Source organism: Frondihabitans australicus, from assembly GCF_003634555.1.
GTDB classification, from domain to species: Bacteria; Actinomycetota; Actinomycetes; order Actinomycetales; family Microbacteriaceae; genus Frondihabitans; species Frondihabitans australicus.
In genome coordinates, this window is the sequence record NZ_RBKS01000001.1 from 904,634 (window position 1) to 928,845 (window position 24,212).

The 24,212-nt window shown below is 72.1% G+C and carries 22 protein-coding genes; 9 read left to right on the top strand and 13 right to left on the bottom strand.

What is annotated here, in order from left to right; translation table 11 throughout:
• Positions 1 to 10 precede the first annotated feature (10 nt).
• Complete coding sequence (locus C8E83_RS04160) at positions 11 to 1,219, top strand: MFS transporter (RefSeq protein ID WP_245981877.1); 1,209 nt, start codon at positions 11 to 13, stop codon at positions 1,217 to 1,219.
• Between the two features lie 125 nt (positions 1,220 to 1,344).
• Here C8E83_RS04160 and C8E83_RS04165 read toward each other — a convergent pair whose 3' ends face one another.
• The 5 genes from C8E83_RS04165 to C8E83_RS04185 all read right to left on the bottom strand — a co-directional run bounded on the left by C8E83_RS04165 (position 1,345) and on the right by C8E83_RS04185 (position 7,308).
• The gene (locus C8E83_RS04165; protein ID WP_281270793.1) at positions 1,345 to 2,025 is read right to left on the bottom strand and encodes a response regulator transcription factor; all 681 of its coding nucleotides are present in this window, start codon (positions 2,023 to 2,025) and stop codon (positions 1,345 to 1,347) included.
• Positions 2,026 to 2,077: 52 nt separating this feature from the next.
• Positions 2,078 to 3,346 (bottom strand): hypothetical protein, encoded by a 1,269-nt coding sequence (locus tag C8E83_RS04170; protein WP_121368577.1) that lies wholly within the window; start codon positions 3,344 to 3,346, stop codon positions 2,078 to 2,080.
• Positions 3,343 to 4,494 (bottom strand): sensor histidine kinase, encoded by a 1,152-nt coding sequence (locus C8E83_RS04175; RefSeq protein WP_121368578.1) that lies wholly within the window; start codon positions 4,492 to 4,494, stop codon positions 3,343 to 3,345. The genes C8E83_RS04170 and C8E83_RS04175 overlap by 4 nt, the downstream gene beginning before the upstream one ends.
• Positions 4,495 to 4,622: 128 nt before the next feature.
• Positions 4,623 to 5,870 carry a homoserine O-acetyltransferase MetX gene (metX, locus tag C8E83_RS04180; RefSeq protein ID WP_121368579.1) on the bottom strand — a complete coding sequence of 416 codons (1,248 nt, stop codon included), beginning with the start codon at positions 5,868 to 5,870 and terminating at the stop codon, positions 4,623 to 4,625.
• Between the two features lie 109 nt (positions 5,871 to 5,979).
• Positions 5,980 to 7,308, bottom strand: coding sequence for a bifunctional o-acetylhomoserine/o-acetylserine sulfhydrylase (locus C8E83_RS04185; RefSeq protein ID WP_121371725.1), 1,329 nt, complete (start codon positions 7,306 to 7,308; stop codon positions 5,980 to 5,982).
• A 140-nt stretch (positions 7,309 to 7,448) separates the two neighbouring features.
• Here C8E83_RS04185 and C8E83_RS04190 point away from each other — a divergent pair, with 140 nt between their 5' ends.
• Positions 7,449 to 8,219 (top strand): SDR family oxidoreductase, encoded by a 771-nt coding sequence (locus C8E83_RS04190; protein WP_121368580.1) that lies wholly within the window; start codon positions 7,449 to 7,451, stop codon positions 8,217 to 8,219.
• A 37-nt stretch (positions 8,220 to 8,256) separates the two neighbouring features.
• On the opposite strand, the gene C8E83_RS04195 is transcribed toward C8E83_RS04190, so the two are convergent.
• Together C8E83_RS04195 and C8E83_RS19380 are read right to left on the bottom strand one after the other, a co-directional pair.
• Positions 8,257 to 9,048: a transglutaminase-like domain-containing protein gene (locus tag C8E83_RS04195; protein ID WP_121368581.1), complete on the bottom strand. Its 792-nt coding sequence runs from the start codon at positions 9,046 to 9,048 to the stop codon at positions 8,257 to 8,259.
• Positions 9,045 to 10,649, bottom strand: a complete 1,605-nt coding sequence (locus tag C8E83_RS19380; RefSeq protein WP_170159838.1) for an outer membrane protein assembly factor BamB family protein — start codon at positions 10,647 to 10,649, stop codon at positions 9,045 to 9,047. Before C8E83_RS19380 ends, C8E83_RS04195 begins: the two co-directional genes overlap by 4 nt.
• 93 nt (positions 10,650 to 10,742) lie before the next feature.
• On the opposite strand from C8E83_RS19380, the gene C8E83_RS04205 reads away from it, so the two are divergent.
• From C8E83_RS04205 to C8E83_RS04230, 6 genes are read left to right on the top strand one after another with little or no spacing between them, the layout of a single operon-like run.
• Positions 10,743 to 12,323, top strand: a complete 1,581-nt coding sequence (locus C8E83_RS04205) for an FAD-dependent oxidoreductase (RefSeq protein WP_170159839.1) — start codon at positions 10,743 to 10,745, stop codon at positions 12,321 to 12,323.
• Positions 12,324 to 12,355: 32 nt separating this feature from the next.
• The gene (locus C8E83_RS04210; protein WP_121371726.1) at positions 12,356 to 13,000 is read left to right on the top strand and encodes an alpha-ketoglutarate-dependent dioxygenase AlkB; all 645 of its coding nucleotides are present in this window, start codon (positions 12,356 to 12,358) and stop codon (positions 12,998 to 13,000) included.
• 57 nt (positions 13,001 to 13,057) lie between these two features.
• Positions 13,058 to 13,573, top strand: coding sequence for a phosphoribosyltransferase (locus C8E83_RS04215; protein ID WP_121368583.1), 516 nt, complete (start codon positions 13,058 to 13,060; stop codon positions 13,571 to 13,573).
• The gene (locus tag C8E83_RS04220; protein WP_245981401.1) at positions 13,570 to 14,313 is read left to right on the top strand and encodes a Type 1 glutamine amidotransferase-like domain-containing protein; all 744 of its coding nucleotides are present in this window, start codon (positions 13,570 to 13,572) and stop codon (positions 14,311 to 14,313) included. The genes C8E83_RS04215 and C8E83_RS04220 overlap by 4 nt, the downstream gene beginning before the upstream one ends.
• A gap of 2 nt (positions 14,314 to 14,315) precedes the next feature.
• Complete coding sequence (locus C8E83_RS04225; protein ID WP_121368584.1) at positions 14,316 to 15,017, top strand: uracil-DNA glycosylase; 702 nt, start codon at positions 14,316 to 14,318, stop codon at positions 15,015 to 15,017.
• A 4-nt stretch (positions 15,018 to 15,021) separates the two neighbouring features.
• Positions 15,022 to 15,621 carry a GNAT family N-acetyltransferase gene (locus C8E83_RS04230; protein WP_121368585.1) on the top strand — a complete coding sequence of 200 codons (600 nt, stop codon included), beginning with the start codon at positions 15,022 to 15,024 and terminating at the stop codon, positions 15,619 to 15,621.
• A 25-nt stretch (positions 15,622 to 15,646) separates the two neighbouring features.
• Here C8E83_RS04230 and C8E83_RS04235 read toward each other — a convergent pair whose 3' ends face one another.
• The 3 genes from C8E83_RS04235 to C8E83_RS19385 all read right to left on the bottom strand — a co-directional run bounded on the left by C8E83_RS04235 (position 15,647) and on the right by C8E83_RS19385 (position 19,921).
• Positions 15,647 to 16,003, bottom strand: a complete 357-nt coding sequence (locus tag C8E83_RS04235; RefSeq protein ID WP_121368586.1) for a DMT family transporter — start codon at positions 16,001 to 16,003, stop codon at positions 15,647 to 15,649.
• Positions 16,004 to 16,373: 370 nt separating this feature from the next.
• On the bottom strand, positions 16,374 to 18,317 hold the full coding sequence (locus C8E83_RS04240; protein ID WP_170159840.1) for a chaplin family protein: 1,944 nt from the start codon (positions 18,315 to 18,317) through the stop codon (positions 16,374 to 16,376).
• A 164-nt stretch (positions 18,318 to 18,481) separates the two neighbouring features.
• Positions 18,482 to 19,921 carry a hypothetical protein gene (locus C8E83_RS19385; protein WP_170159841.1) on the bottom strand — a complete coding sequence of 480 codons (1,440 nt, stop codon included), beginning with the start codon at positions 19,919 to 19,921 and terminating at the stop codon, positions 18,482 to 18,484.
• Between the two features lie 202 nt (positions 19,922 to 20,123).
• Between C8E83_RS19385 and C8E83_RS04250 the strand changes: the two genes are divergently transcribed.
• Positions 20,124 to 21,545, top strand: coding sequence for an amidase (locus tag C8E83_RS04250; protein WP_121368588.1), 1,422 nt, complete (start codon positions 20,124 to 20,126; stop codon positions 21,543 to 21,545).
• A 237-nt stretch (positions 21,546 to 21,782) separates the two neighbouring features.
• On the opposite strand, the gene C8E83_RS04260 is transcribed toward C8E83_RS04250, so the two are convergent.
• From C8E83_RS04260 to C8E83_RS04270, 3 genes are read right to left on the bottom strand one after another with little or no spacing between them, the layout of a single operon-like run.
• Positions 21,783 to 22,571 carry an ATP-binding cassette domain-containing protein gene (locus tag C8E83_RS04260; RefSeq protein ID WP_121368589.1) on the bottom strand — a complete coding sequence of 263 codons (789 nt, stop codon included), beginning with the start codon at positions 22,569 to 22,571 and terminating at the stop codon, positions 21,783 to 21,785.
• Positions 22,568 to 23,347 (bottom strand): ABC transporter ATP-binding protein, encoded by a 780-nt coding sequence (locus C8E83_RS04265; RefSeq protein WP_121368590.1) that lies wholly within the window; start codon positions 23,345 to 23,347, stop codon positions 22,568 to 22,570. The genes C8E83_RS04260 and C8E83_RS04265 overlap by 4 nt, the downstream gene beginning before the upstream one ends.
• The gene (locus C8E83_RS04270; RefSeq protein ID WP_121368591.1) at positions 23,344 to 24,210 is read right to left on the bottom strand and encodes an ABC transporter permease; all 867 of its coding nucleotides are present in this window, start codon (positions 24,208 to 24,210) and stop codon (positions 23,344 to 23,346) included. The genes C8E83_RS04265 and C8E83_RS04270 overlap by 4 nt, the downstream gene beginning before the upstream one ends.
• Positions 24,211 to 24,212 lie beyond the last annotated feature (2 nt).

A 24,212-nucleotide genomic window follows, 5' to 3' on the forward strand; every position in this document is an offset into this window, starting at 1 on the left:
GTCTCTCGCGATGGGCGGCTTCGGCATCGGCGCGACCGAGTTCGTCGCCATGGGGCTGCTGCCGAACATCGCCCACCAGCTGCTTCCGACGGCGTACGCGGCCTCGGCGGAGGACGCCACGGCGCACGCGGGCATCCTCATCTCGGCGTACGCGCTCGGCGTCGTCATCGGTGCGCCCACGATCGCGGCGACCACCTCGCGCATGCCGCGGAAGAAGCTGCTGCTGATGCTGCTCGCCGCGTTCGTCGTGGGCAGCGTCGCGTCCGCCGTGCTGCCGACCTTCGGCCTCGTCGTGCTCGCCCGCTTCGTCGCCGGGCTGCCGCACGGCGCCTACTTCGGCATCGCGTCGCTCGCCGCGGCGAACCTCATGGGGCCGGGCAATCGCGGCAAGGGCGTCGCGTTCGTCATGGCGGGACTCACGATCTCGAACGTCGTCGGCGTGCCCCTCATCACCGCTCTCGGGCAGGCGGCCGGCTGGCGCGTGGCCTACGGGGTCGTCGCCACGATCTTCGCCCTCACCTTCATCGCCGTGGCGATCGCGCTGCCGCACCAGCCCGCCGCCGAGGGCGCCTCGATCAAGCGCGAGCTGAGCGCCTTCGGCAAGCCGCAGGTGTGGCTCGTCATGGGCGTCGGAGCGATCGGCTTCGGCGGGTTCTTCGCCGTCGACAGCTACGTCTCGACCGCGGTCACGCAGGGGGCGGGGGCGCCGGAGGCGGTGGTCCCGTTCGTCCTCGTCGGCATCGGCCTCGGCATGACCGTCGGCAACCTCCTCGGGGGCTGGGGCAGCGACAAGAGCATCGGGAAGACGCTCGTCGTCGGCTTCACGGGCCTCCTGGTCGCCCTGGCCGGCTACGCGCTGACCTCCCACGCCATCGCCGGGATCTTCGTCTTCGCGTTCCTGCTCGGCACGTTCTCGTCGATGATCAGCCCGGCGATCCAGACGCGGCTCATGGTCGTCGCGGGCGACTCGCAGGTGATCGCGGCGGCACTCAACCACTCGGCGTTCAACATCGGCAACAGCCTCGGCGCCTTCCTCGGCGGCGTGGTCATCGCGGCCGGCCTCGGCGCGGGCGCCCCGGCCTGGGTCGGGTTCGTGCTCGCGCTGTTCGGGATCGCGCTGACGGCGATCAGCTTCGCGGCGCAGAGGCGGTCGACCCGGCGTGACGGGCTCACGGGGGCGACTCCTGCGACGCAGCCGGTGCCGATCGCCGGGCTCTGACCCCTCCCGGTGGGACGGGCCCGATCGTGGCCTGATGCGACAAAACGCGACACCTGCGACGCTGTCGGGCGTCGCGGGTGTCGCGTTTTGTCGCGGCGAGAGAGCCGCAGGGGACAGCGGAGGGGCTAGAAGCCGGCGGAGGGCGCGGCGTCGTCCGTCTGCAGAAGGATGCCGTCCTGGATCGCGCGCTTCCGCAGGGCCACCTTGGTGCCCACGTCGAAGCCGGCGACGCGGTACTTCTCGCGGATGCGCTTGAGGTAGCTCTTCGCGGTCTCCTCCGAGATGCCGAGCTGGTAGGCGACGGCCTTGACCGGCTCGCCACCGCCGTAGAGGGCCATGACGCGGCGCTCCTGGGCGGAGAGCTTCGGCACGCCGCCCACCTCGGCGGCGTTGAGCGCGAGGTCGAGCTCGGCCGAGATGTACGACTCGCCGTTGGAGGCGGTGCGGATGGCCTCGACGATCATCTCGGCGTCCTCGCTTTTGACGAGGTAGCCGAGCGCGCCTGCGGCGAGGGCCTCGCGCACGACGTTGGGCTCGGAGTACGTCGACATGAGCACCGTCTTGACGCCGGCGGTCTTGAGGGTCGAGATCTTGAGCGAGATCGGCAGGTTGTCCTTGAGGTCGAGGTCGAGCAGCACGACGTCGACGGGGAACTCCGGGTGCGTGAGCAGCTCGGGCCACGACGCGACCGCGGCGACCATGGAGATGTCGCTGGCGGCGCCGCGGATCCACTCGCTGAGCGCGCCGAGCAGCATCTTGTGGTCGTCGACGAGGGCGAGGCGAATACGGCCGTCGGAATCAGGCACGGATGTTCTCTCTTTCACTGAAGATGAGGTGAAGCACAGTGTTGACGAAATCTTAGGTGTCTGCAGGGTTTTCGACCGTGCATCTGATGGCGAGCCGCAGACTTCCGCTCTGGGTGGAGGTCTGGAAGTCGCCCACGCGCTGCAGCGCGCTCCACGTCGGCGGAGTCACCCGGTTGCGGCGGATGCCGGTCGTCGAGACGTCGATCGGCACCTCGACCGTGCGACCGGCGAGCGACGCGATGGAGTTCGACTGGGTGATCGGGCCGAGGGTCAGGGTCACGCTCACGCCGGCGGCACGCGTGCGACGGTCGCCGAGCAGCAGCCACACGGCCTGAAGCAGACCGTCGCGCTGTTCGGGCGCCAGGAGCCCCGCGAGGCTCGACGGGTCGGAGAGCTTGACGGCGCGCCCGAGGTACTCGGACTCGGTGACCGCGTGGTACAGCCAGGTCTCGCGGCGCCCTTCGATGAGGTGCAGGCGCAGCTCGGTCGCGAGCGACGCGGCGGTCGACGCGACCTGCGGCTCGAGGGGGAGCGGGACGTCGCCTGTCGCGACGCCGTCGAGGAGCTTCTCGGCGGCGAGGTCGAGGCGGGCGAGCTCGTCGCTGGCGAGCATGCCGACCGCGAGGCGCGGCTGGGTCACGGTCGACTGGACGAGCACGCGGTCGAGCTCGATCTGGATCATGCGCCGGAAGCGCTGCACGAGGTAGATCGCGATGAGCGCGGGGAGGATCGCGATGCCGATCATCGACACCTGCTGCGGGAACGTCTTCGCGGTGATGGGCGTCGTGAGGACGACGGCGACGACGAAGGCGACGAACAGGACGCTGAGGCAGATGATCAGCTCGCAGGCCGGCCGGAGGGTGACGAGCGGCAGGAGCCCGAAGCCCACGGTGATGCTCGCGGTGGCGTAGGCGCCGACATTGTGGAGCGGCCAGATCGCCACGAAGTCGAGGCCGACGACGATCGCGAGCGCGACGCAGACGCCGATCATCACGGTGGCGGTGAGGCGCTCGCCCTGGATCGCGACGAGGGTGACGACGCCGATGAACGTGGCGAGGTAGATCAGCCAGGCGATGATCGCGGGAGCCGCCACGGGGTACACCGACAGGTGGACGAGGAAGAAGATGAGGCTGTAGATCGCCTGCACGGCGGCCACGGCGGCGGCGCCCATGCCGAGGTACCCGGTGCCGAGCGTCGCGCCGGCCTGCTGCGCCTGGCGGAGCGACCGGGCTCCTGTCGAGGAGGTCGGGAGGCCGCGAGCGGCGCGTCGGTGGCGCGGGACGCCGAGGGTGTTCTCGTCGAGGCCGGAACTGCTGCTCATCGCGGTGCCTCCAGGACGACGGTGGTGCCCGCGCCGGGGGCGGAGAACAGGCGGGCGCTGCCGCCGACGTCGCGGAGGCGGTTGACGACGCTCTCCTTGAACCCGAGGCGCTCCTCGCTGACGCCGTCGAGCTCGAACCCGACGCCGGCGTCGGTGACCATGGCGCGGACCATGGCGTCGTCGTGGATGATCGTGACGTGCGCCTCGGTCACGCCGGCGTGGCGTCGGACGTTCTCGAGGCACTCCGCGAGGGCGAGCAGGAACGCGTCGAGCACGTGCGACGGCAGCAGCACCTGGCCGGTGCCGTGCCACGACACCTCAAGGCCCATGCGCCCGAAGCGCTGCTTGACCGACTCGAGGGTCTGCCCGAGCGGGCTCTCCTCGGCCGTCTCGAGGTTGTAGTTGCCGGCCTGCTGCGGCTGCGGGGTCGATCCGAGGCGCAGATGGCGCAGGAGCCGCGCATCCTCTGCCGCCTGAGCTCTCAGCGCATCCGGCGTCACCCCGAACCCCGAGTGGGCGAGCAGCGTCAGCGTGGCGAGGACCGTGTCGTGCAGGAGCCGGGCGCCCTGACGGCGCTGCGCCTCGGTCTCGGACGCCTGCCGCTCGGCGCGGTGGGCGTTGCCGATGGAGTAGATGCGGCGGGCGGCCCGAGGGACGCTGTTGCCGATCCAGAAGCCGGCGACGAAGCAGAGGACCCAGCCGAGGAGGACCGCGGCGACCTGCACGGTGAAGACCGAGTGCATGCCCACGATGACCATCGCGACGACGAGGACGGCGGCGATGATCGCGAGGACGACGCGACGCGTGGTGGAGGAGAGGAGGAGGGCGAAGGAGGCGATCGAGCCGCCGACGAGGGGGATGACCGCGGTGGCGAGCGGCCCGTCGACGTGGCCGGGGAGGAGGGCGATGGCGCCGGCGCCGAGACCCGAAGCCATTCCCAGGACAACCCACAGGAGCCTTCCACTTCGGCCCACCATGATGAGGAAGACGATCATCAGAAGGCTGAACAGGGCGATGGCGCCCTGACGCGGCAGACCCGTCACCCCCGGGTAGCTGATCGACACGAGTGACACGACCGTGCAGGCGATTCCGAGGAAGCGCGTGGTCGTCCGCAGGAGGCGATCGCGCTCCTGGGCGAAGAGGTCCATTCGTGTCCAAGAGAGGTCGAGAGTCAGGCGTCGGTAACGCGCCTAGACACATCGTTCCATAATTCGGGCCCGGCGGAGCGCCGCGGCGCGCGATTTCGTGCCCGAAACGAGACCGAACGGTGTGGAACTCAAGCTTCAAGCAGTGCTCGAAGGTACTTCCCGACGTATTCGTTCTCGATGAGGAAGCCGTCGTGACCGAACTCGCTGGCGACCATCACTGCTCCTGAGGCCTCGGTCTTGGCCCTGTGGTCGTCGGTGTCGGGCGCGAACCGGGACGACGGCCGGAGGCTCTGCGCGATGCGCCGCTGGTCGTCGGGCGGGAACAGCCGGTCGCTGTCGATGCCGAGGATCAGCGACTTCGCCGTCACGCGCTGCAGCGCCGTCTCGACGCCGCCGCGGTCGCGCCCGAGGTCGTGCGAGTTCATGGCCCGGGCCAGGGTGATGTAGCTGTTCGCGTCGAAGCGGCGCGTGAACTTGTTGCCGTGGAAGTCGAGGTAGCTCGCGACGGCGAAGCGGCCCTGGCCGACCATCGGCGACAGCTCGCTCTGCCAGGATCGGCCGAAGCGGTCGTTGAGCTCGTCGGGCGAGCGGTAGCTGAGCAGCGCCATGCGCCGCGCGAGGGCGAGGCCGCGGTAGGGGCCGTCGCCGTCGGGGGCGTCGTAGTAGTCGCCGCCGGAGAATGAGGGGTCCATGTGGATCGCCTCGATCTGGACGATGTTCTGCGCGATCTGGTCGGCGCTCGTGAACGACGTGGTCGACAGGGCTGCGAGGCGCTCGACGCGGTCGGGGAACGTGACGGCCCATTCGAGCGCGTGCATGCCGCCCATCGACCCGCCGACGACGGCGGCGAAGCGGTCGATGCCGAGGGCGTCGGCGAAGCGGGCCTGCGCCTCGACCTGGTCGCGGATCGTGAGGTGCGGGAATCTCGCGCCCCACTCGCGGCCGGAGTCGTCGAGGGAGGCGGGGCCGGTCGACCCCTGGCAGCCGCCGAGCATGTTCGGGGCGACGACGAACCAGCGGTCGGTGTCGACGGCGAGCCCCGGACCGACGATGCCGGTCCACCAGCCGGCGGTGGCGTGCCCGGCCGAGGCGTCGCCGATCACGTGGCTGTCGCCGGTGAGGGCGTGGAGCAGCAGGATCACGTTGGAGTCGTCGGCCGCCCGCTCGCCGAAGGTCTCGTAGGCGATGCGCGGCTTCGTGAGGACGTCGCCGCTCTCGAGAGCGAGGTCGTCGATCGTGACGAAGCGTCGGCCGCCCACGGGGTCGCCCTCGCGCCAGGCGCCGGTGGCCGGCGGCTTGCCCAGCATCGACCTGCGTGCCCGGTCGGTCACGACGCTCGAGGGCACCGTGTCTTCGGAGGTTGTCTGCCAGTCCATCGGTCTCAGTGTGACAGGAGACGGGCCGCGCCCGCGAAGTGTGACGCGATGTGCGGCACGCGGGTCGCGGCCCGTCTCGACGGTGTCGGAGCGGTCGCAGGATCTCGGGTCAGCTCGACTTGAGGAGCCCCTCCGTCACCTGCCGCGCGGCTTCGAACCCGGCCTCGAGGTCGGCCTTGAGGTCGTCGACGTTCTCGAGCCCGACGCTGAGGCGCACGAGGCCGGGCGTCACGCCGGTGGTGAGCTGCTGCTCCGGCGTCAGCTGCGAGTGGGTGGTCGAGGCGGGGTGGATGACGAGCGAGCGCACGTCGCCGATGTTCGCCAGGTGGCTGAACAGCGACAGCCCGTCGACGAGGGCGCGGCCGGCGTCGACGCCGCCCTTCAGTTCGAACGAGAGGACCGCGCCGACGCCTCGGGGCGCGTACTTGTTGGCGGCGGCGTACCAGGGGCTCGTCGGCAGGCCGGCGTAGTAGACCGTCGAGACGTCGTCGCGGGCGTCGAGCCACTCGGCGATCTCCTGAGCGTTCTGCACGTGGCGCTCGATGCGGAGGCTGAGCGTCTCGATGCCCTGGATGAGGGCGAAGGCCGTGTCGGCCGAGTTCGACGAGCCGAGGTCGCGGAGCAGCTGGACGCGCGCCTTGATGATGTAGGCGAGCGGGTCGCCGACGGCCGCGGTGTAGCTGGCGCCGTGGTACGAGGGGTCGGGCTCGGTGAGCTCGGGGAACTTCTCGACGTTCTTCGACCACTCGAACCTGCCGCCGTCGACGATGAGGCCGCCGATGACGGTGCCGTGGCCGCCGAGGAACTTCGTCGCCGAGTGCACGACGATGTCGGCGCCGTGCTCGAACGGGCGGATCAGGTACGGGGTGGCGATCGTGTTGTCGACGATCAGCGGGACGCCGTTCTCGTGGGCGATGCCCGACGCGAGCTCGATGTCGAGGACGTTGATCTTCGGGTTGCCGATCGTCTCGGCGAAGAACAGCTTCGTGTTGGGGCGGACCGCGCGGCGCCACTCCTCGGCGTCGTCCTGGTTCTCGATGAAGGTCGTCTCGATGCCGAGCTTCGCGAGCGTGTACTTGAAGAGGTTGTAGGTGCCGCCGTAGATCGACGACGACGACACGATGTGGTCGCCGGCCTTCGCGATGTTGAGCACGGCGAACGTCTCGGCCGCCTGGCCGGACGCCACCAGGAGCGCGCCCGTGCCGCCCTCGAGCGCGGCGATGCGCTGCTCCACGACGTCGTGGGTGGGGTTCATGATGCGCGAGTAGATGTTGCCGAACTCGGCCAGCGCGAAGAGGTTCTTCGCCTGCTCGGAGTCGCGGAAGACGTACGAGGTCGTCTTGTAGATCGGGGTGGCGCGGGCGTGCGTGGTCGGGTCGGGCTGGGCCCCGGCATGGATCTGCTGGGTCTCGAACTTCCAGGCGGGCTGGTCGGTCATCATGGCTCCTGACTGTGGGTTGCCTGAAGCGTAGGAGCGTCCCCTACGAGCGGGCAATGGATCGGACATGCGACGTAATCTCACGCGGGCCGGGTCGACTAGCGTTGCTGACGAAACCACGTCGAGAGGAACATGTCAGCATGGCGAAACGCGTACTGGTCACCGGAGCGAGTTCGGGCATCGGGGAGGCGACCGTGGAGCTGTTCCGCGCGCGCGGCTGGGACGTCCTCGCCGTGGCCCGCCGTGAGGACCGCCTGCAGGAGCTCGCGGAACGCACCGGCGCCGAGTGGTTCCGCGCCGACGTCACGAGCGACGCCGACATGGAGGCCCTCCGCGACCACGTCGAGGCCACCGGTCCGCTCCACGCCCTCATCAACAACGCCGGCGGAGCCTTCGGCCTCGCCACGGTCGAGGAGGGCTCGATCGACGACTGGCGGAACATGTACGAGGTCAACGTGATCGGCACGAAGCGCACGATCTCGCTGCTCCTGCCGGCCCTCCGTCGCGGAGCCGACGACGCTGGCTCCGGCGACATCGTGAACATCACCTCGATCGCCGGGCACAGCGTGTACGAGAAGGGCGCGGGCTACAACGCCGCCAAATTCGCCGAGCACGCCCTCACCGCGGTCCTGCGCCTCGAGCTGAACGGCGAGCCGCTCCGCGTCATCGAGGTGGCGCCGGGCATGGTCAAGACCGACTTCTCGCTCGTGCGGTTCGAGGGCGACCAGGCCAAGGCCGACGCCGTCTACGACGGAGTGGTCGCGCCGCTCACCGCCGACGACATCGCCGAGGCCATCGTCCACTCGGTCGAGCTGCCCAGCCACGTCAACATCGACCTCGTCACCGTCAAGCCCGTGGCCCAGGCCGCGTCGACGAAGCTCGCGCGGGGCGAGCTCGTCACGAAAAAGTAGCGGGCGGCGACGAGCGATCGGCCGGTGCGCCGAGCGCTCAGCCGATCGACACGAAGTCGCGGACGTCGTCGCGGGGAAGCTCGTCGACGACGGCGCCGACCTCGAGGTCGAGCAGCTTCACCCAGCCGCCGGAGGACGACAGGAACGCCGTGTCGGACGCGTCCCGCCCCGTCGCGATCCGGATCAGGCTCTGCCGCGGAGCCAGCGCCGTCGCATCGACGACGAACCAGGTGCCCTCGACGAGCGCCTCGGCAACCGCGTGGAAGTCCATCGGGTACAGCCCGGGCGCGTACACCGAGACCAGCCTGGCCGGCACGTCGAGTGCTCGCAGGAGCGCGACGACGAGGTGCGCGTAGTCGCGGCAGACGCCCCGACGGTCGAGGAACGTCTGCACCGCGCCGTCCGTCGGCGCGCTCGACCCGGGCACGTACGACAGGTGCGCGCCCACCCACGAGGACACCGCGGAGACGAGCTCGCGTCCTGCGAGGCCCGCGAACTCGCTGCGCGCGGTCGGGAACAGTGTGTCGGACTCGCAGTAGCGACTCGGGCGGAGGTACTGGATCTCGTCGAGCGGGACTGTCGCGATCGGCTCCTGCCGCCCCTCGACCTCGACCCGGTAGTCGATCTCGCAGGTGCCTGGCTGCATCTCGGCGACGTGCAGCCGCGTGCCCCGGTCGTCGACGATCTCGCGGACGTCGAGCGGCGCGCCGCCCTGTGACACCGACAGGGTCTCGGAGATCCGCTGGCCGTCGGAGGCCGCGACCGACAGGACCAGCGAGGCCGGCGCCTGGGCGCTGAGGGTCATCCGCGAGAAGGCGCTGCGCTTCATCCTGCGAGCATGCCATGCCCGACGGGCGCTCCGTCGCGCTGTGCGTCGTGCGCAGAGACCGACACCAGCTCGTGCGAGACGCCGTCGGAGCCCGTCTCGACCAGGTGGCCGCCCCAGAGGGCGATGGACTTCGCCCGGTACGTCCATAGCTGGTGCCCGCTGGCGACGTCGAACGCGATGAGGGAGTCGGAGTCGGCCAGAGACGAGTCGATCGCATACCCCGTTCCCACCGACTGCCCGACCACGACCGCTCCGCGCGGCAGCGTCGTGGTGAACCGGGTCCGCCCCGTGGCCCCGTCGACCTCCGACACCGTCAGAGTGCTGTCGGTCGAGCGCACCAGGCCGACCGTCTCGACGTCCGACGTCGTGGCGCCGGTCGGGGTGCCCAGGGGCGAGCCGGTGAAGTCCGTCGACCACCGCACCGCGCCCGAGGACGGGTCCAGGCAGGTCAGCTTCGACGTGACCGAGGTCATCATCACGCACGACCGCGACGTCGTGAGGCTCGTCACCGCCAGCGCCGGCACCTGCCAGATCGACCGCCCCGAGGGGTCGAGGCGCACCACGTACGACCCCAGCCCCACGCCCTCCGCGATCGTCACCCCCAGCACCGAGTCGCCGACGACCCGGATGCTCGACAGCTCACGCAGATCGCTGCCCCAGCGCGACACCCGCCCGGTCGCCCCGTCGACCGCGATCGTGCCCGTCGTCAACGGCACGAGCAGACGATCGCGCAGGAGCTGCGGAGACACCGACTGCGACACCGTCTGCCGCCACACCACCCGCCCGAGCGATCGCGCTCGCCGCAGCTCGTACGTCGTCAGCTCGCCGCCCTGGTTCGGCTCGGCGCTCAGCACCAGGTCGCCCGAGACGCCGAAGTTGACTGCGGCGTCGGAGTTCGCCACCGCGGAGTGGTCGACGACCCGGCCCGTGCGCGTGTCGACGAGCACGAGAAACGAGCCGTCCGCTCCGTTCACGCCCACCACCACGCCGTGGACCGACGCCGCCGCATGCCTCACGATCGAGAAGACCGTCGTGTGCAGGAACGCACCGAGATCGAGACGCCACAGCGTGCGCCCCGTGTCGGGATCGACCATCATGATCCGCCCGGTCTGCTCCACCGCCTTCGACTCGCACGACGCGTTCTGACCGGCGGGCCCGACGCTCGGCAGCAGCGCGGTCACCAGCTCGTGCCCGGCATCGATCTGCCCGGTGTCGACGCGCAGACAGCCGCGCGAGAGGGACGGCGCCAGCCGATGGGGGAGATCGGCACTCCAGCCCGACGCCGTCGGCGCCGACCGCAGGTCGTCGAGGGACGTGCCGCCGAACGGAGCCTCGGAACCGTAGACGGGCTGCGTCGCCACCCCGGCGACGACGACGAGCGCCACCACGACCAGGAGCGCGCCGTACGCCACGGCGATCGCCCGCCCCGGCGAGAACCGCCGCACCGGACGACGCCGGGCCGACCCGACAGGCTCCTCCGACACCGAGCCCTCCGCGTTGGAACGCCCCGCAGCGTGCTCGACCGGCCACCCGGCCTGCTCGCCGAACCGCGCCGTCGTCCGGTCGAGCCCCTCGGGGCGGGCGGGACTCCACGCCGTCATCCTCGACCACCTCCGCCCGACCTCGTCACCCCATCCTCGTCCACGCCGCACCCGCTCGTCGACGCACGGCACCGGGCACGTAGGGTCGAGGTGATGCCACAGAGAACACGACGCACGACCATCGACCGACGGACCTTCCTCGCCGGGGGAGCAGCCGCGGGCGCATTGGCGCTCGCGGGATGCACTGCGCCTGCTCCTGCGCCCACCACGTCGCCCTCGGCCACGGCGACCGCCACCGGGCCCGACGACTGGACCTCGCTCGCCTCGGCGGTCCGCGGCACGCTGCTGCGCCCCACCTCCAGCGGGTACGCGACCGCGCGACTCACCGAGAATCCGCGATTCGACGACGCGAAGCCACTCGGGGTCCTCGAGGCGGCCTCGGCGGCGGACGTCGCAGCCGGCCTCGCCTTCGCCCGCAACACCAGGACGCCCCTCGCCGTCCGCTCGGGCGGACACAACTACGCCGGCTGGTCGGCCGGAGGGGCGTCCGGCACCGACGTGAAGCCGTCGCTCGTCATCTCGACCGCGGGGCTCGACGATGTGCGGATCTCGGGCGAGGGCACGCTCACCGTGGGGCCCGGCGCCTCCATGGCGAAGGTGTACGCCGCGCTCGGCGAGGCGGGGAGGGCGATCGGCGCAGGCTCCTGCGCCACCGTGGCCATCGGCGGGCTGACCCTCGGCGGCGGAGTCGGCGTGCTCGCACGCTCGTTCGGCCTCACCTGCGACCAGCTGACCGGCGTCGAGATCGTCACCGCCGACGGCGCCGTCCACCACTGCACCGCCACGAGCGACGCCGACCTGTTCTGGGCCAGCCGCGGCGGCGGAGGGGGCGTCACCGGCGTCGTCACATCGATGACCTTCGACACGCAGGCCGCACCGCAGGTGACGATGTTCGCCCTCACCTGGCCCTGGTCGGCCGCCGCGCAGGTCGTCGCCGCCTGGCAGGACTGGGCGCTCGCCGAAGGCGCGCCCGATCAGCTCTGGTCGACGCTCAAGCTGCTGGGCGGGCAGACGCACCCCTCGGGCCCCGCCCTCACGGTGTCGGGCACCTGGACCGGCGACTCGGCCGCGCTCGCAGCCCAGCTGGCGCCGCTGCTGAAGGCCGTGAAGACGGCGCCCACGAGCAATGTCGCGACCTCGCACACCTACCAGGACGCCATGTTCCGGTACGCAGGATGCGCGGACCAGCCCGCCTCGAAGTGCACCACCGCTCCCGGCGGCGTCCTCGACCGCGTCGCCGAGTCGGGCACGTCGCATCTGCCGACCACGACCTTGCCGGCCGCCGGGATCGCCGCTCTCGTGGCCAAGGTCGAGGCCGCGCAGAGCGTCGTCGGCCTCACCGAGGGCGGCATCTCGCTCGACGCGCTCGGCGGTGCGGTGTCGCGCGTCGGGGCCGCCGACACGGCGTTCGCCCACCGCTCGGCGCTCATGAGCGTGCAGTACACGGCCACGTTCGCCGACGGCGCCTCGCCAGCCGCCTACGACTCGTACGTGCGCGGCTTCCGCACGGCGATGGGGCAGTACTGGAGCGACACCGCCTACGTCAACTACGCGGACCCGTCGCTCAGCGACCCCGGGCAGGCGTACTTCGGCGACAATCTAGCGGGGCTGAAGTCCATCGCCAAGAAGGTGGACCCCGACGGCATCTTCGCGCAGCCGCACCTGCTCGACTAGAACATACGTTCGAACGCGCGTAGGGTGTGGGCATGTCCCTTTCCTTCCAGGCCTCGCTCTTCGACTCGCTCGACGACACCCCGTCGCCGCGACTCGGCGCCCTCGGCTCGGCCGTCGAGCGCATCGAGCTCGACAGCGGCGCCTGGCTCGATCTGCGACCCGGCTGGGTCGCGGGCTCCGACGAGCTGTTCGAGCGTCTCGTCGAGCACGTGCCGTGGAAGGCCGACCGTCGCGAGATGTACGACCGCGTCGTCGACGTGCCGCGCCTCGTCTCCTGGTTCGGGCCCGGCGCCCCGCTGCCCGACCCGACGCTGCCCGAGGCCATGGACCGCCTCAACGACCACTACGGCCGGCCACCCCGTCAGGTGTTCGAGACGGCGGGTCTGTGCTTCTACCGCACCGGCGACGACAGCATCGCCTGGCACGGCGATCGCGTCGGGCCGGCCATCGACCGCGACACGATGGTGGCGATCGTGTCGGTCGGCGCCGCCCGCACGCTGGCGGTGCGGTCGCGGGCGACGGGAGTCGTGCGGCGGTTCCCGCTCGGCCACGGCGATCTGCTCGTTATGGGCGGCAGCTGCCAGCGGACGCAGGAGCACGCGATCGCCAAGACGAGGTCGGCCGTCGGGCCGCGGATCAGCATCCAGTACCGCCCCGTCTGGGCCCGTTCGGTCTGACGTCGGTCGCGTCGTCGGCGTTCCCTCGGGGTCGCGCGTGCCGCTACGGTAGAGCGCATGGTTCTGGTACCCGATGAGACCCCGATCGCGGCCCGCGACTCGACCAGAGAGATCCTGGGCTGGCTGGAATTCGGCGAAGCGGCTCGCGACCTGGCGCAGGACGTCCTCGGCTCCGGCTTCCGCCCGGACGTCATCGTGGCCATCGCCCGTGGCGGCCTCGTGCTCGCCGGCGCCATCGCCTACGCGCTCGACACGAAGATGTGCGGCTCGATCAACGTCGAGTTCTACACCGGCGTGAACTCCGTGCTCGACGCCCCGGTCGTGCTGCCCCCGGCCCTCGACGCGCCGTCGCTGGCGGGCAAGCGCGTGCTGCTCGTCGACGACGTCTCCGACTCGGGCCGCACTCTCGAGCTCGTCCGCAACCTGCTGCGCGAGATCGGCGCCGACGTCCACACGGTGTGCCTCTACGCGAAGCCGCGCACGATCCTCGAGCCCGACCACGTGTGGCGTCACACCGCCGACTGGATCACCTTCCCGTGGAGCGCTCTGCCCCCGGTGACGGTGTCCACGTGAGCATCCACCTCGTCGGTGGGGGCTGGTCGGCCGAGTCGACCGAGGTCTACGAGCTGTTCGTCGCCGAGGCGGCGACCCGCGCCGCGCGCGTCGGTCGCGACGTGCCCCGCATCGCGGTCCTGATCGTCGTCGAGGACGACGTGCCGTCGGAGGAGTTCCGTACGGGCTATCCGGCCATGCTGGCGTCGGTGGGTCCGTGCGAACCCCTGGTCCACGAGGTCGACGGCGGTGAGGCGTTCGACACGGTCGTGCTCTCCGACATCGACGCGCTCCTCGTCGCCGGCGGCATGACGCCGGCGTACTTCGACGCGGTGATGCCGATCGTCGATCAGGTGCGGCTCCTCGTCGCCGACGGGCTGCCCTACCTGGGGTTCTCGGCCGGCGCGATGATCGCCGCCGACACCGCGATCCTCGGCGGCTACATGATCGGCGGCGTCGAGGTGTGCCCGGCCGACGCGGCGGAGGACCTCGACGAGGTGACGCTCGTGCAGGGCCTCGGCCTGGTCGACCTGGCGATCGACGTGCACGCGGCCCAGTGGGGCACGCTGACGCGCCTCATCGCGGCGACCGAAGCGGGCATGGTCACGGGCGGCGTCGCGATCGACGAGAACACCGTGCTCGTGGTCGGCGAGGGCGCCCTCGCCGTGATCGGCTCCGGCAGCGTGTGGCGGGTCGAGCCGCAGATCGACGACGACGGCGAGATCACGGGCGTCTCCGTCGGCACGATCGGCGTCGACTGACCGTGGAACCCCGTCCCGTCGCAGACCTCGTCGACCCGGGCTGGGCGGCCGCTCTCGAGCCGGTCAGCGGTCGGATCGCCGAGATGGGCTCGTTCCTGCGGGCCGAGGTCGCGGCCGGTCGGCACTATCTTCCGGCCGGGTCGTCGGTGCTCCGGGCGTTCACGTACCCCTTCGACGAGGTCAAGGTGCTGATCGTGGGGCAGGACCCCTACCCGACGCCGGGGCACCCGATCGGACTCTCGTTCGCCGTCGACCCGCACGTCCGCCCCGTTCCGCGGAGCCTCGCCAACATCTACCGCGAGCTGCAGACCGACCTCGGCATCGAGCCCGTCCCTCACGGCGACCTGCGGGCGTGGTCGTCGCGCGGCGTCATGCTTTTGAACCGGGTGCTCACCGTGGCCCCGGGCGACGCCGGCTCGCACCGCGGCAAGGGCTGGGAGGCCGTCACCGAGCAGGCGATCCGGGCCCTGGCGGCTCGACGTGGGCCCCTGGTCGCCGTGCTGTGGGGGCGGCCGGCGCAGGAGCTGAAGCCTCTCCTCGGCGACGTCCCCACCGTCGAGTCCCCCCATCCGTCGCCGTTGTCCGCGTCGCGCGGCTTCTTCGGGTCCCGGCCGTTCAGTCGCGTCAACGCGCTGCTCGAGAAGCAGGGCGCCGAACCCGTCGACTGGCGGCTGGACTCGGTTCCGCCCGACGTGGCAGGGTGAGCGGGTGCTTGAAGAGGAATACCAGCCCAGGCGCCAGCTGCCTCGCCACCTGAGGCCTGCGCCGGCTCCTGAGCCCGAGTTCTCGTTCGAGATCAGGCCCGCGACGGCGACCGACATGCCTGCGGTGCGCGACGTCTACAACCTCTACGTGGCGAACTCGACGGTGACATTCGACTCGCGGCAGAAGTCGCTAGGCGAATGGCGGGCCGTCTTCGCTCGCGCCACCCGGCTGCGACTGCCGTTCCTCGTGGCAGTGTCGCCTGCCGGCACCGTGCTCGGCTACGCCCACGTCGAGCCGTGGCAGGGGCGGGAGACGAACCGCTCGATCGTCGAGACGTCGATCTACCTCGGGCCGGCGGCGACCGGGAAGGGACTCGGGCGAGCGCTGCTGGCGGCGCTGCTCGACGCCTGCCAGGAGGCCGGGATCCGGCAGATCATCGCGATCATCGCCGACCAGGGCGCCGACGCGTCGATCCGGTTGCACGCGTCGCTCGGGTTCAAGGAGATCGGCCGGATGGGGCGGGTCGGCTTCAAGTTCGACCGGTGGCTGGGCACCGTGACGATGCAGAAGAACCTGAAGAAGAAGTCGCGGGTCGGGCGCTAGGAGTCGCGGCGAGTCGATCGCGGCGCTAGTGCGTCGCGGCCGCGCTGTGCCGCCCGCCGACCTCGAGGAGCGCGACGCCGGCGATGACGAGCACCATGCCGCCGATCTGCACGAGGGTGAGCGACTCGTGGAACACCAGCCACGAGATCACGGCGACCAGGACGACGCCGACCCCGGCCCAGATCGCGTACGAGATGCCCAGCGGGATGCCCTGGTTGAGGGCGCGCTGCAGGAGCACGAACGAGGCGATGTAGCCGACGGCGACGATGGCGTACGGCCACACGGGCGCCTTGCCCTCGGCGCCGGGGGTGCTCGTGACGCGGAGGAACGTGGTCGCGACCACTTCGCTGACGATCGCCGCGGCGAGGAGGAGGTAGCCCATGGCTCTCACCGTAGCGTCTCGCCGTGAATGACTCGTGCCGTGCCGGGCGTGGTCGCCGTCGCTAGTGGCTCCTCGCTCATCGCTTTTCCCTGCGCGGCTGCCAGTCGTCGCCGGGGAGGTTGTCCCATGGACGTTCTTCAGGTTCGCCTGAATTCAGGAATTCCTGAAGCTGGCCTCACCCTTCACCTGAACCCCAATTTCAGGTTCGCCTGAATTCAGGCGAACCTGAAAGACGCCCTGCGGCATACCTGCCCGCGGCCGGTGCTGTAGGGGGGCGCAACAGTGTCGACCGGGCGGACCCCTGATCCCGTGCAGGCCAAACGGCCCGACCGGCGGGAGGATGCCGGCGGGCCGATCGGCCTCGCTCGACTCAGCGGTGCAGGCGTGCCCTGAGGGCCAGGGCCAGGCCTCCCATCACGAGAAGCGCCGCTGCGACGAGACCCGCGAGCGGGTTCGCGCTGCCGGTGTAGGCGAGGGTGCCGGAGTCGGCGAGGGCGGTGGTCCCGCCCAGGCCGGCCATAGTGGCGTTCCCCGCCAGCGAGGTGTCGAGGGAGCCGGTGACGACGTCACCCGTTCCCGAGCCGATCCCGGAACCCGAGGTGGACGAGCCGCCCGGGATGGTGGAGGTTCCGGGGTCGGAGGTGCTTCCGCCCGTGTTGCCGCCGGTCGAGCCGCCCGTGTTGCCGCCGGTCGAGCCGCCGGTCGAGCCGCCAGTGTTGCCGCCGGTCGAGCCACCCGTGTTGCCGCCGGTCGAGCCACCGGTCGAGCCGCCAGTGTTGCCGCCGGTCGAGCCACCCGTGTTGCCGCCGGTCGAGCCACCGGTCGAGCCGCTGCCCGTCGACGTGGTCGAGCTGTCGCCGATCACCGAGACGGCGTCGCCGCCCACGGTCACCGGCAGCGAGATCACGGGGGTGATCTGCGTGCCGCTCAGCAGGCCTCCGTCACCGGTGGTTGTGCTGCCCGCGGTGGTTCCGGTCGCAGGATCCGAGGCGGTCGTCGACCCGGTCGAGGTCGCGTCGCCGAGCACCGACACGGCGTCGCCCGTCGCCGTGACCGGAGCGGTCAGCGTCGGGGCGATCTGCGTGCCGGAGGCGGTGCCGTCCGAGCCGGTCGTGCTGTCACCGGCGGTAGTGCCGGTGCCGGTGCCGGTCGAGGTGCCGGTGGTCGGCGCCGAGGCGCCGCCCGTCGTCGAGCCGGTCGAGGTCGCGTCGCCCAGCACCGAGATGCCGTTGCCCGAGACGGTGACCGGTGCGGTCACGTCGGGGACGATCTGCGTTCCCGAGGCGATGCCGCTGGTGCCCGAGGTGGTGTCGCCCGATCCTGCGCCCGGAGCCGGCGCAGCCGACCCCGCAGGAGTGCCCGAGGCCGTCGACGACCCGGTCGACGACGAGTCGCCCAGCACCGAGATGCCGTTGCCGGCGATCGTGATCGGCACGTCGAGCCCGATCAGCGCCTGGGTGCCGCCGAGCGTCGACGAGTCGCCGCTGGTCGTGGCCGGCGAGCCGGTCGCAGGAGCCGCGGCAGAGCCGCCCGCCCCCGCGTTCGACCCGCTCGATGACGAGTCCCCGATCACCGAGATGCCGTTGCCCGACACCGTCACCGGCACCGTCAGCCCGATGAGGGCCTGCGTGCCGCTGGCCGTTCCGTCGCTGCCCGACGTCGTCGGAGCGGCGGCCGAGGCCGCGGCCGGAGCCAAGCCGGAGGTCGGCGTAGGAGCCGCGTTCGACCCGCTCGAGGACGAGTCCCCGATCACCGAGATGCCGTTGCCGGACACCATCACCGGCGCGGACACGGTCGGGGCGACCTGGGTGCCGGAGGCGGTGCCGTCGGAGCCCGAGGTGCTGGGCGCGGCGGCCGGAGTGACAGCCGACGAGGCGGGCGCGGGGGTCGAGGAGGCCGGCGCGGCCGAGGCCGTGGAGCCGGTCGACGTGGACGATCCTGCGACCGAGACGGCGTTGCCCGAGACGGTGACGGGCAGGTGCACGGAGACGATGCCCTGCGTGCCCGAGAGCAGACCGTTCGAGCCGGTCGTCGTCGGAGCGGCGGCGGGCGTGGTCGCCGCCGGCGCTGCCGCGGCCGAGGCCGGAGCAGGTGTCGCGGCGGGTGCCGCCGACGTGCTGACGGCGTGGCCGAGGACGCTGATGGCGTTGCCCGCGGCCGTGACGGGGGCGGTGATGCCGCCCGTGACCTGGGTGCCCGACGCGATGCCGTCGTTCCCCGAGGTCGTGGCGGCGTTGGCCGCCGTGGCGCCGAGGGCCCAGAGGCCTCCGACGAAGCAGGCTCCGATGAGCCCGCGGAAGACGTACTTGTTCATGGTGAGAACTCCTGATTCGCGGATGCGATGCATCCCGGGTGCGAAGACACGCGGCCGGTGGCCGGGTGCGAAGTGACCTTGCCTGGCACTGCGCGAGGCGGTGCCGACGATGCCGCGACAAGGCGGCGGGGCTTCAGGCCGCGCTGGAGGCGGCCGAGCCGAGGTCAGTCAGGAGTGGTGTCGGACTCGAAGGTCGGCGCCGCCGGCGCGGTGAGGTCGGCGGCGCGAAGTGCGAGGGTGAGGCTGAGTGCGGGGCGCGCGAACCCATCGGTCGTGACGGCCGCCGTCGTGCTGCCAGCCGAGGCTGCGCCCGCCGTTCCGCCGCTCATGGTGCCCGCGGGAGTCCCCGGGGTCGGGCCCTGCGGCGCCGGCGACGTCGGCGCCGTGGCCGGGGCGGTCGGCTGTTGAGTCGAGCCGAGGCCTGCGCCGGCCGAGACGGTCGACGTGGCCGGGATCACGGTCGCAGGAGCAGCCGACACGTTCGCCGTGGAGATGCCCGGGGCGGCGAGGAGGGTCGCCGCCCCGGGCGTGCCGGCAGCGGTCGTCGTCGTGGCGGCCGGCGGCAGCTCGGAGAGGATCGGGGACGTCGGGAGGATGGTCGGCGGGAGGACGACCGGGCCCGTCGGCGCGGTGGAGGCGAGGCCGCCGGCGAGGGCCGAGACGGTGTCGTCGACGGTGCTGACGAGCGGTGCGGTGAGGGTCGCGACGGGCGCCGACCCGGTGAGAGATCTGACCAGCGGGACCGCGTCGACGACAGAGTCGAGGGTCGAGGCAAGGGGGGTGACGACGCTGCCGACGAGCCCCGGCCGAACGGGCGACGAGGCGGACGCAGGCGCCGCAGGCGCCGCGGTCGTGGGGGTCGAGGAGGGTGCAGATGCCGCGGTCGTCGTGGTCGACGACGGGGCGGGCGTCGCGGTCGCGACCGGCGCCGGGGCGGGTGCGACGTCGCTGAGGAGGCTGCCGACCGTCGCTCCGACGGTGGACGCGACGGGGACGGTGACCTGCTGGGTCAGCGGGGTCGTGATGGCCGAGACGACGTGCGCGAGGCTGCCGACGAGGCCGGGGTCCGCCTGTGCGGCGGCTGCGGGGCCTGCTGTCGGCGTCGCCGCCGGGCGTGTCGCGACCGTCGAGCGCGGGGCGGGCGCCGCGGCTGGAGTGGCTGCTGGGCGAGCCGGGACCGCCGGTCGCGCGGCCGGCGCGGACACCGTGGCGGGCGCGGCCGGCGTGTGCGCGGCCGCGGCGGGCGCGGAGACCGCGTGGGTGGCCGGTGCCGCGGCGACCGCGGGCGCGGAGACCGCCGAAGCCTGCGCCGGCGCCGCAGAGGCCGGCGTGATCGCCTTCACGACGTCGTGCACGACGCCCGCCAGGGTCGACCCCAGCGTCGGTGTGCTCTGCGCGACAGATGTCGTCTGGGACGTCGACGGGACAGTCGACGCGGCGCCCTCGGCGGTGGCGGCCGAAGCCGACTGCGGCGAGAAGAAGATGCTGATCACGACCCAGATGGCACCGGCGAGCGCGGCGAGGAGAAGGACGCGCAGAAGGCGCGTCGACCCCAGGGGTCGCCTCGCTGTCGCTGCCGCCTGATCCACGGCGATCACCTTCACTGGTCGATCGTGCTGATGTGGGCCAGAGTGGTTGGCTCGGGCCCCGCGCGCTGGTTGGACGCGTGATGTCGTCACCATACGCTTCGGTACGGTGGCGTGTCCAGATTGGTGGGGCGGCGCTGCGGTTCGGGTTCGAGTGGCCGCGCGGCGATCGCGATCCTGCACCCTGAATGGGCCCTGGGCCCTGGATAAGCTCGGGGCGATGTTCGAACTCCACCACCTCACCGCGCAGGAGCAGTACGACTGGCTGCGCCGCCGCGAGGTCTCGCCGCGCGAGCTCGCCGACCACTACCTCGGCCGCATCGAGCGGATCGACCCGGGGCTCGGGGCCTTCGCGACCGTCACCGCCGACCGAGCGAGGGCACGCGCCGACGAGCTGACCGCCGCCGGGCCCGGCCCGCAGCCGCTGTGGGGGCTGCCTCTCGCCGACAAAGACCTGTACGACCGAGCGGATGTGCCGACCGGGTCGGGGTCGAGGCTGTCGAGGGGCAGGATCCCGCGGGTGTCGTCGCCGATCGTCGCGGCGGTCGACGAGGCGGGCGCGGTGAGTCTCGGCAAGACGGCGACGCCCGAGTTCGGTCTCACCAGCTACACCGAGAGCCTCGTCGGCCCTCCGGCGCGGAATCCGTTCGACCTCGATCGCAACGCGGGAGGGTCGAGCGGGGGAGCAGCGGCAGCGGTCGCGGCCGGACTCGTGCCGTTCGCTCCGGGGTCGGACGGCGGCGGCAGCATCCGTATTCCCGCAGCGGCATGCGGCCTCGTCGGGCTCAAGCCGAGCCGTGGCCGCGTGCCCGCGCAGTCGGGCATCGCCAGCCTCGGCGGGCTCAGCGTCGGCGGCCCGATCGCTCGGACGGTGGCCGACGCCGGAATGCTGCTCGACGCGCTCGTCTCGCCCGACTCCGGCCCGGCGCGCCACCCGTACAGCCTGCGCGCGCCCGAGAACCCCGAGGGGTCGTTCCTCGGCGCGGCCGTCCGTGGTGAGGGCAGATTCCAGATCGGTGTGATGACGACGAGCCCGTGGGACTCCGAGTACGACGTCCGCCTCGACCCGAGCGTGCTGGACGCCCTCGGTGTGGCGACGCGTGAACTCGAGGCCGTCGGGCACGGACTCGACGAGACCGCTCTCGGGCCGTCGGACTACGGACGGTGGTTCCGGGTGCTCTGGCAGGCCGGCGCCGCATCGATCCCGGCCGAGGGCGCCGACCTCGGGCTGCTGGAGCCGATCACCCGCTGGCTCGTCGAGCGGGGGCGCGCGATGTCGGCGCGGACCCTCGCGGAGGCGCTGTCCGGGCTCCTGGCGTTCGAGCGGTCGGTCATCGCGCAGTTCGATGCGTTCGACGCGGTCCTCACGCCGACGCTCGCGCTGCCGAGCCGGCCGAACGGCTGGTACGACACTGAGGACGCCGAGCGGAACTTCGATCAGCAGTGCCTCTACGCGCCGTTCACGTCGTTCGTGAACGTCTCGGGCCTCCCGGCGATCACGCTGCCCGTGCACGAGGCCGACGGACTGCCGGTCGGCGTGCAGCTGATCGGCCGCCCCGGGCGTGAGGACGTCCTGCTCGCGATCGGCGCGCAGCTCGAGCGGCGCCTGCGCTGGCAGCGTCGGCACCCGCCCCAGTGGTGACCCGCTGACGCGCGCCCTGCCGCCGCCTGCCCCCGCCTATCCCGCCCCGCCCCCGCCCACCCCGCCCCCGCCCACCCCGCCGAGTGGCAGAAAAGTGCTGATCAACAAGCTCTCGATCAGCACTTTTCTGCCACTCGGCGGAGGTCGGGCGGCGGAGGTCGGGCGGAGGCGGAGGGTGGGGCGGAGGCGGAGGGTGGGGCGGAGGTCGGGCCGGCGGGGCGGGAGGGAGCGGACCCGCTAGGCGGGGAGGGTCGGCACGGCGGCGATGAGCGCGCGCGTGTAGGGGTCCTTCGGCGCCCGGAGGACGGCCTCCGTCGCCCCCTGCTCGACGATCCGGCCGGCGCGCATCACCGCGACCCGATCGGCGAGGTGGTTCACCAGCCCGAGGTCGTGCGACACGATCAGCATCGCCAGCCCGCGCTCGTCGCGCAGTTCGCGGAGCAGCTGCAGGATCTGCGCCCGCACCGTGACGTCGAGCGCGCTCAGCGGCTCGTCGCCGACGAGCAGGCGCGGCCCGTGCACGAGGGCCCGGGCGAGGGCGATGCGCTGCCGCTGACCACCCGAGAACTCGTGCGGGTAGCGGTCCGCCGCCGCGCTCGGGAGTCCGACTCGGTCGAGCATCTCGGCGACGAGCGCACGGTGCGAACCCGGGACGTCGAGGGCCCGCAGCGGCTCGCGGACGGTGTCGAAGACGCGCATGCGCGGGTCGAGCGAGGCGTACGGATCCTGCAGCACGACGCCCGTCTGGCGCCGGAACCAGCGCAGCGCCCCGGCGCGACCGGGTGCGACCGGTCGGCCGTCGAACTGCACCCGACCCGTCGTCGGGGTGTCGAGGGCCAGCAGGATCCTCACGAGCGTCGACTTGCCGCTGCCCGACTCGCCGATGAGGCCCACCGTCTCGCCGTCGCCCACCTCGAGCGACGCGTCGACGACGGCGTGCCTCACCGCGCCCGGGGTGAAGAGCGACTGCCGCGGCAGCGTGAAGTCGCGCCCGATGCCGCTGCCCGCGAGGAGAGCGCCGCTCACGAGGCGCTCCAGGTGGTGTCTCGGGCGGCGGCCACGAGGCCCTGCGTGACGGGATGCGTCGGCGAGTGCAGCAGCGTGTCGAGGGCACCGGTCTCGACCGCACGCCCGTTCGCCAGGACGACCGCGTCGGTGACGATCTGCGAGAGCACAGCCAGGTCGTGGGTGACGAAGAGCAGCGACATGCCGCGCTCCTCGACGAGGCGGTGCAGCAGCGCGAGCACCTCGGCCTGCGTCGTGACGTCGAGCGCGGTCGTCGGCTCGTCGGCGAGCAGGATCGCGGGGCGTCCGATCAGCGCCATGGCGATGCCGACCCGCTGCCGCTGACCGCCCGAGAGCTGGTGCGGGTAGAGGTCGACGATCGTCTCGGGGTCGGGGAGGTTCACCTCGCGGGCGGCCTCGACCGCACGGGTGCGGGCGGCCGCGGCGGAGAGCCGCTCGTGGATCCGCAGGGTCTCGCCGATCTGACGCCCGACGGTGCGGAGCGGGTTGAGGGCGGCGAGGGGATCCTGGAACACCATCGCGACGTCGCTGCCGCGCAGCCGGGCGAGGGCGCGCTCGGGGAGGCCGACGAGCTCGCGGCCGTCGAGCCGGACGCTGCCCGTGACCTCGGCCTCGTCGGGCGCGAGTCCGACGAGCGAGAGGAGCGTGAGCGACTTGCCCGAGCCGGACTCGCCGATGAGGCCGAGCCGGTCGCCGTCGCCGAGAGTGAACGCGAGGTCGTCGACGAGGCGGGTGCCGCCGATCGACACGGTGAGGCCGGAGACGCTGAGGGTCATGAGTCCTTCCGATCCTGCGAACGCGACTGCGCCCTGGATCGCGACACCCGCAGCCGAGGGTCGCTTGCCTCGCGGATCGCGTCGCCGAGCAGGTTGAACGCGAGCACGGTGAGGGTGATGGCGGCGCCGGGCCAGACGACGCTGCCGGGGTGGATCGCGATGTAGACCTGGAGGTCGTTCAGCAGGCGACCCCACGACGCCGTCGAGGCGGACGCCCCGTAGCCGAGGTACGACAGGCCGGCCTCGGCCAGGATCGACGTGGCCATGGCCAGCGACAGCTGCACGACGAACACCGGTGCCACGTTCGGCAGGATGTGGCGCACCAGCACGCCGCCCGACGAGACGCCACCCGCCCGGGCCGCCAGCACGTAGTCGGTGCCGCGCACCCGCCGGATCTCGCCCCGGGTCACGCGGGCGATGTTGACGCCGTAGCCGATGCCGACCGCTGTGATCACGACTCCGAGCGACCCGCCGAGGATCGACGACAGCAGCATGGCGATGAGGATCACCGGGAACGCGATGAGGATGTCGATGAGCACCGCCATCGCCTCGCGCACCCACCGCGCGGTGAGAGACCCGAGAGCCGCCAGCCCGATGCCGACGAGCGACGCGAGCACGCCCGCCAGCACGGCCACGATCAGGGTCGTGCGGGTGGCGGCGAAGACGTACGAGAAGATGTCGCGCCCGATGCCGTCCGTGCCGAACAGGTGCGCGGGCGACGGGGTCTCCCACTGGTGGTACGGGTCGGTCGCGAACGGGTCGTGCGGGGTCCAGAAGGTCGACACGACCGCGCTGATCACGAGCAGCAGGATCCACACGCCGGCCGCCACACCGGCCGGCCGCCGGAGAAGCTCCCTCACCATCC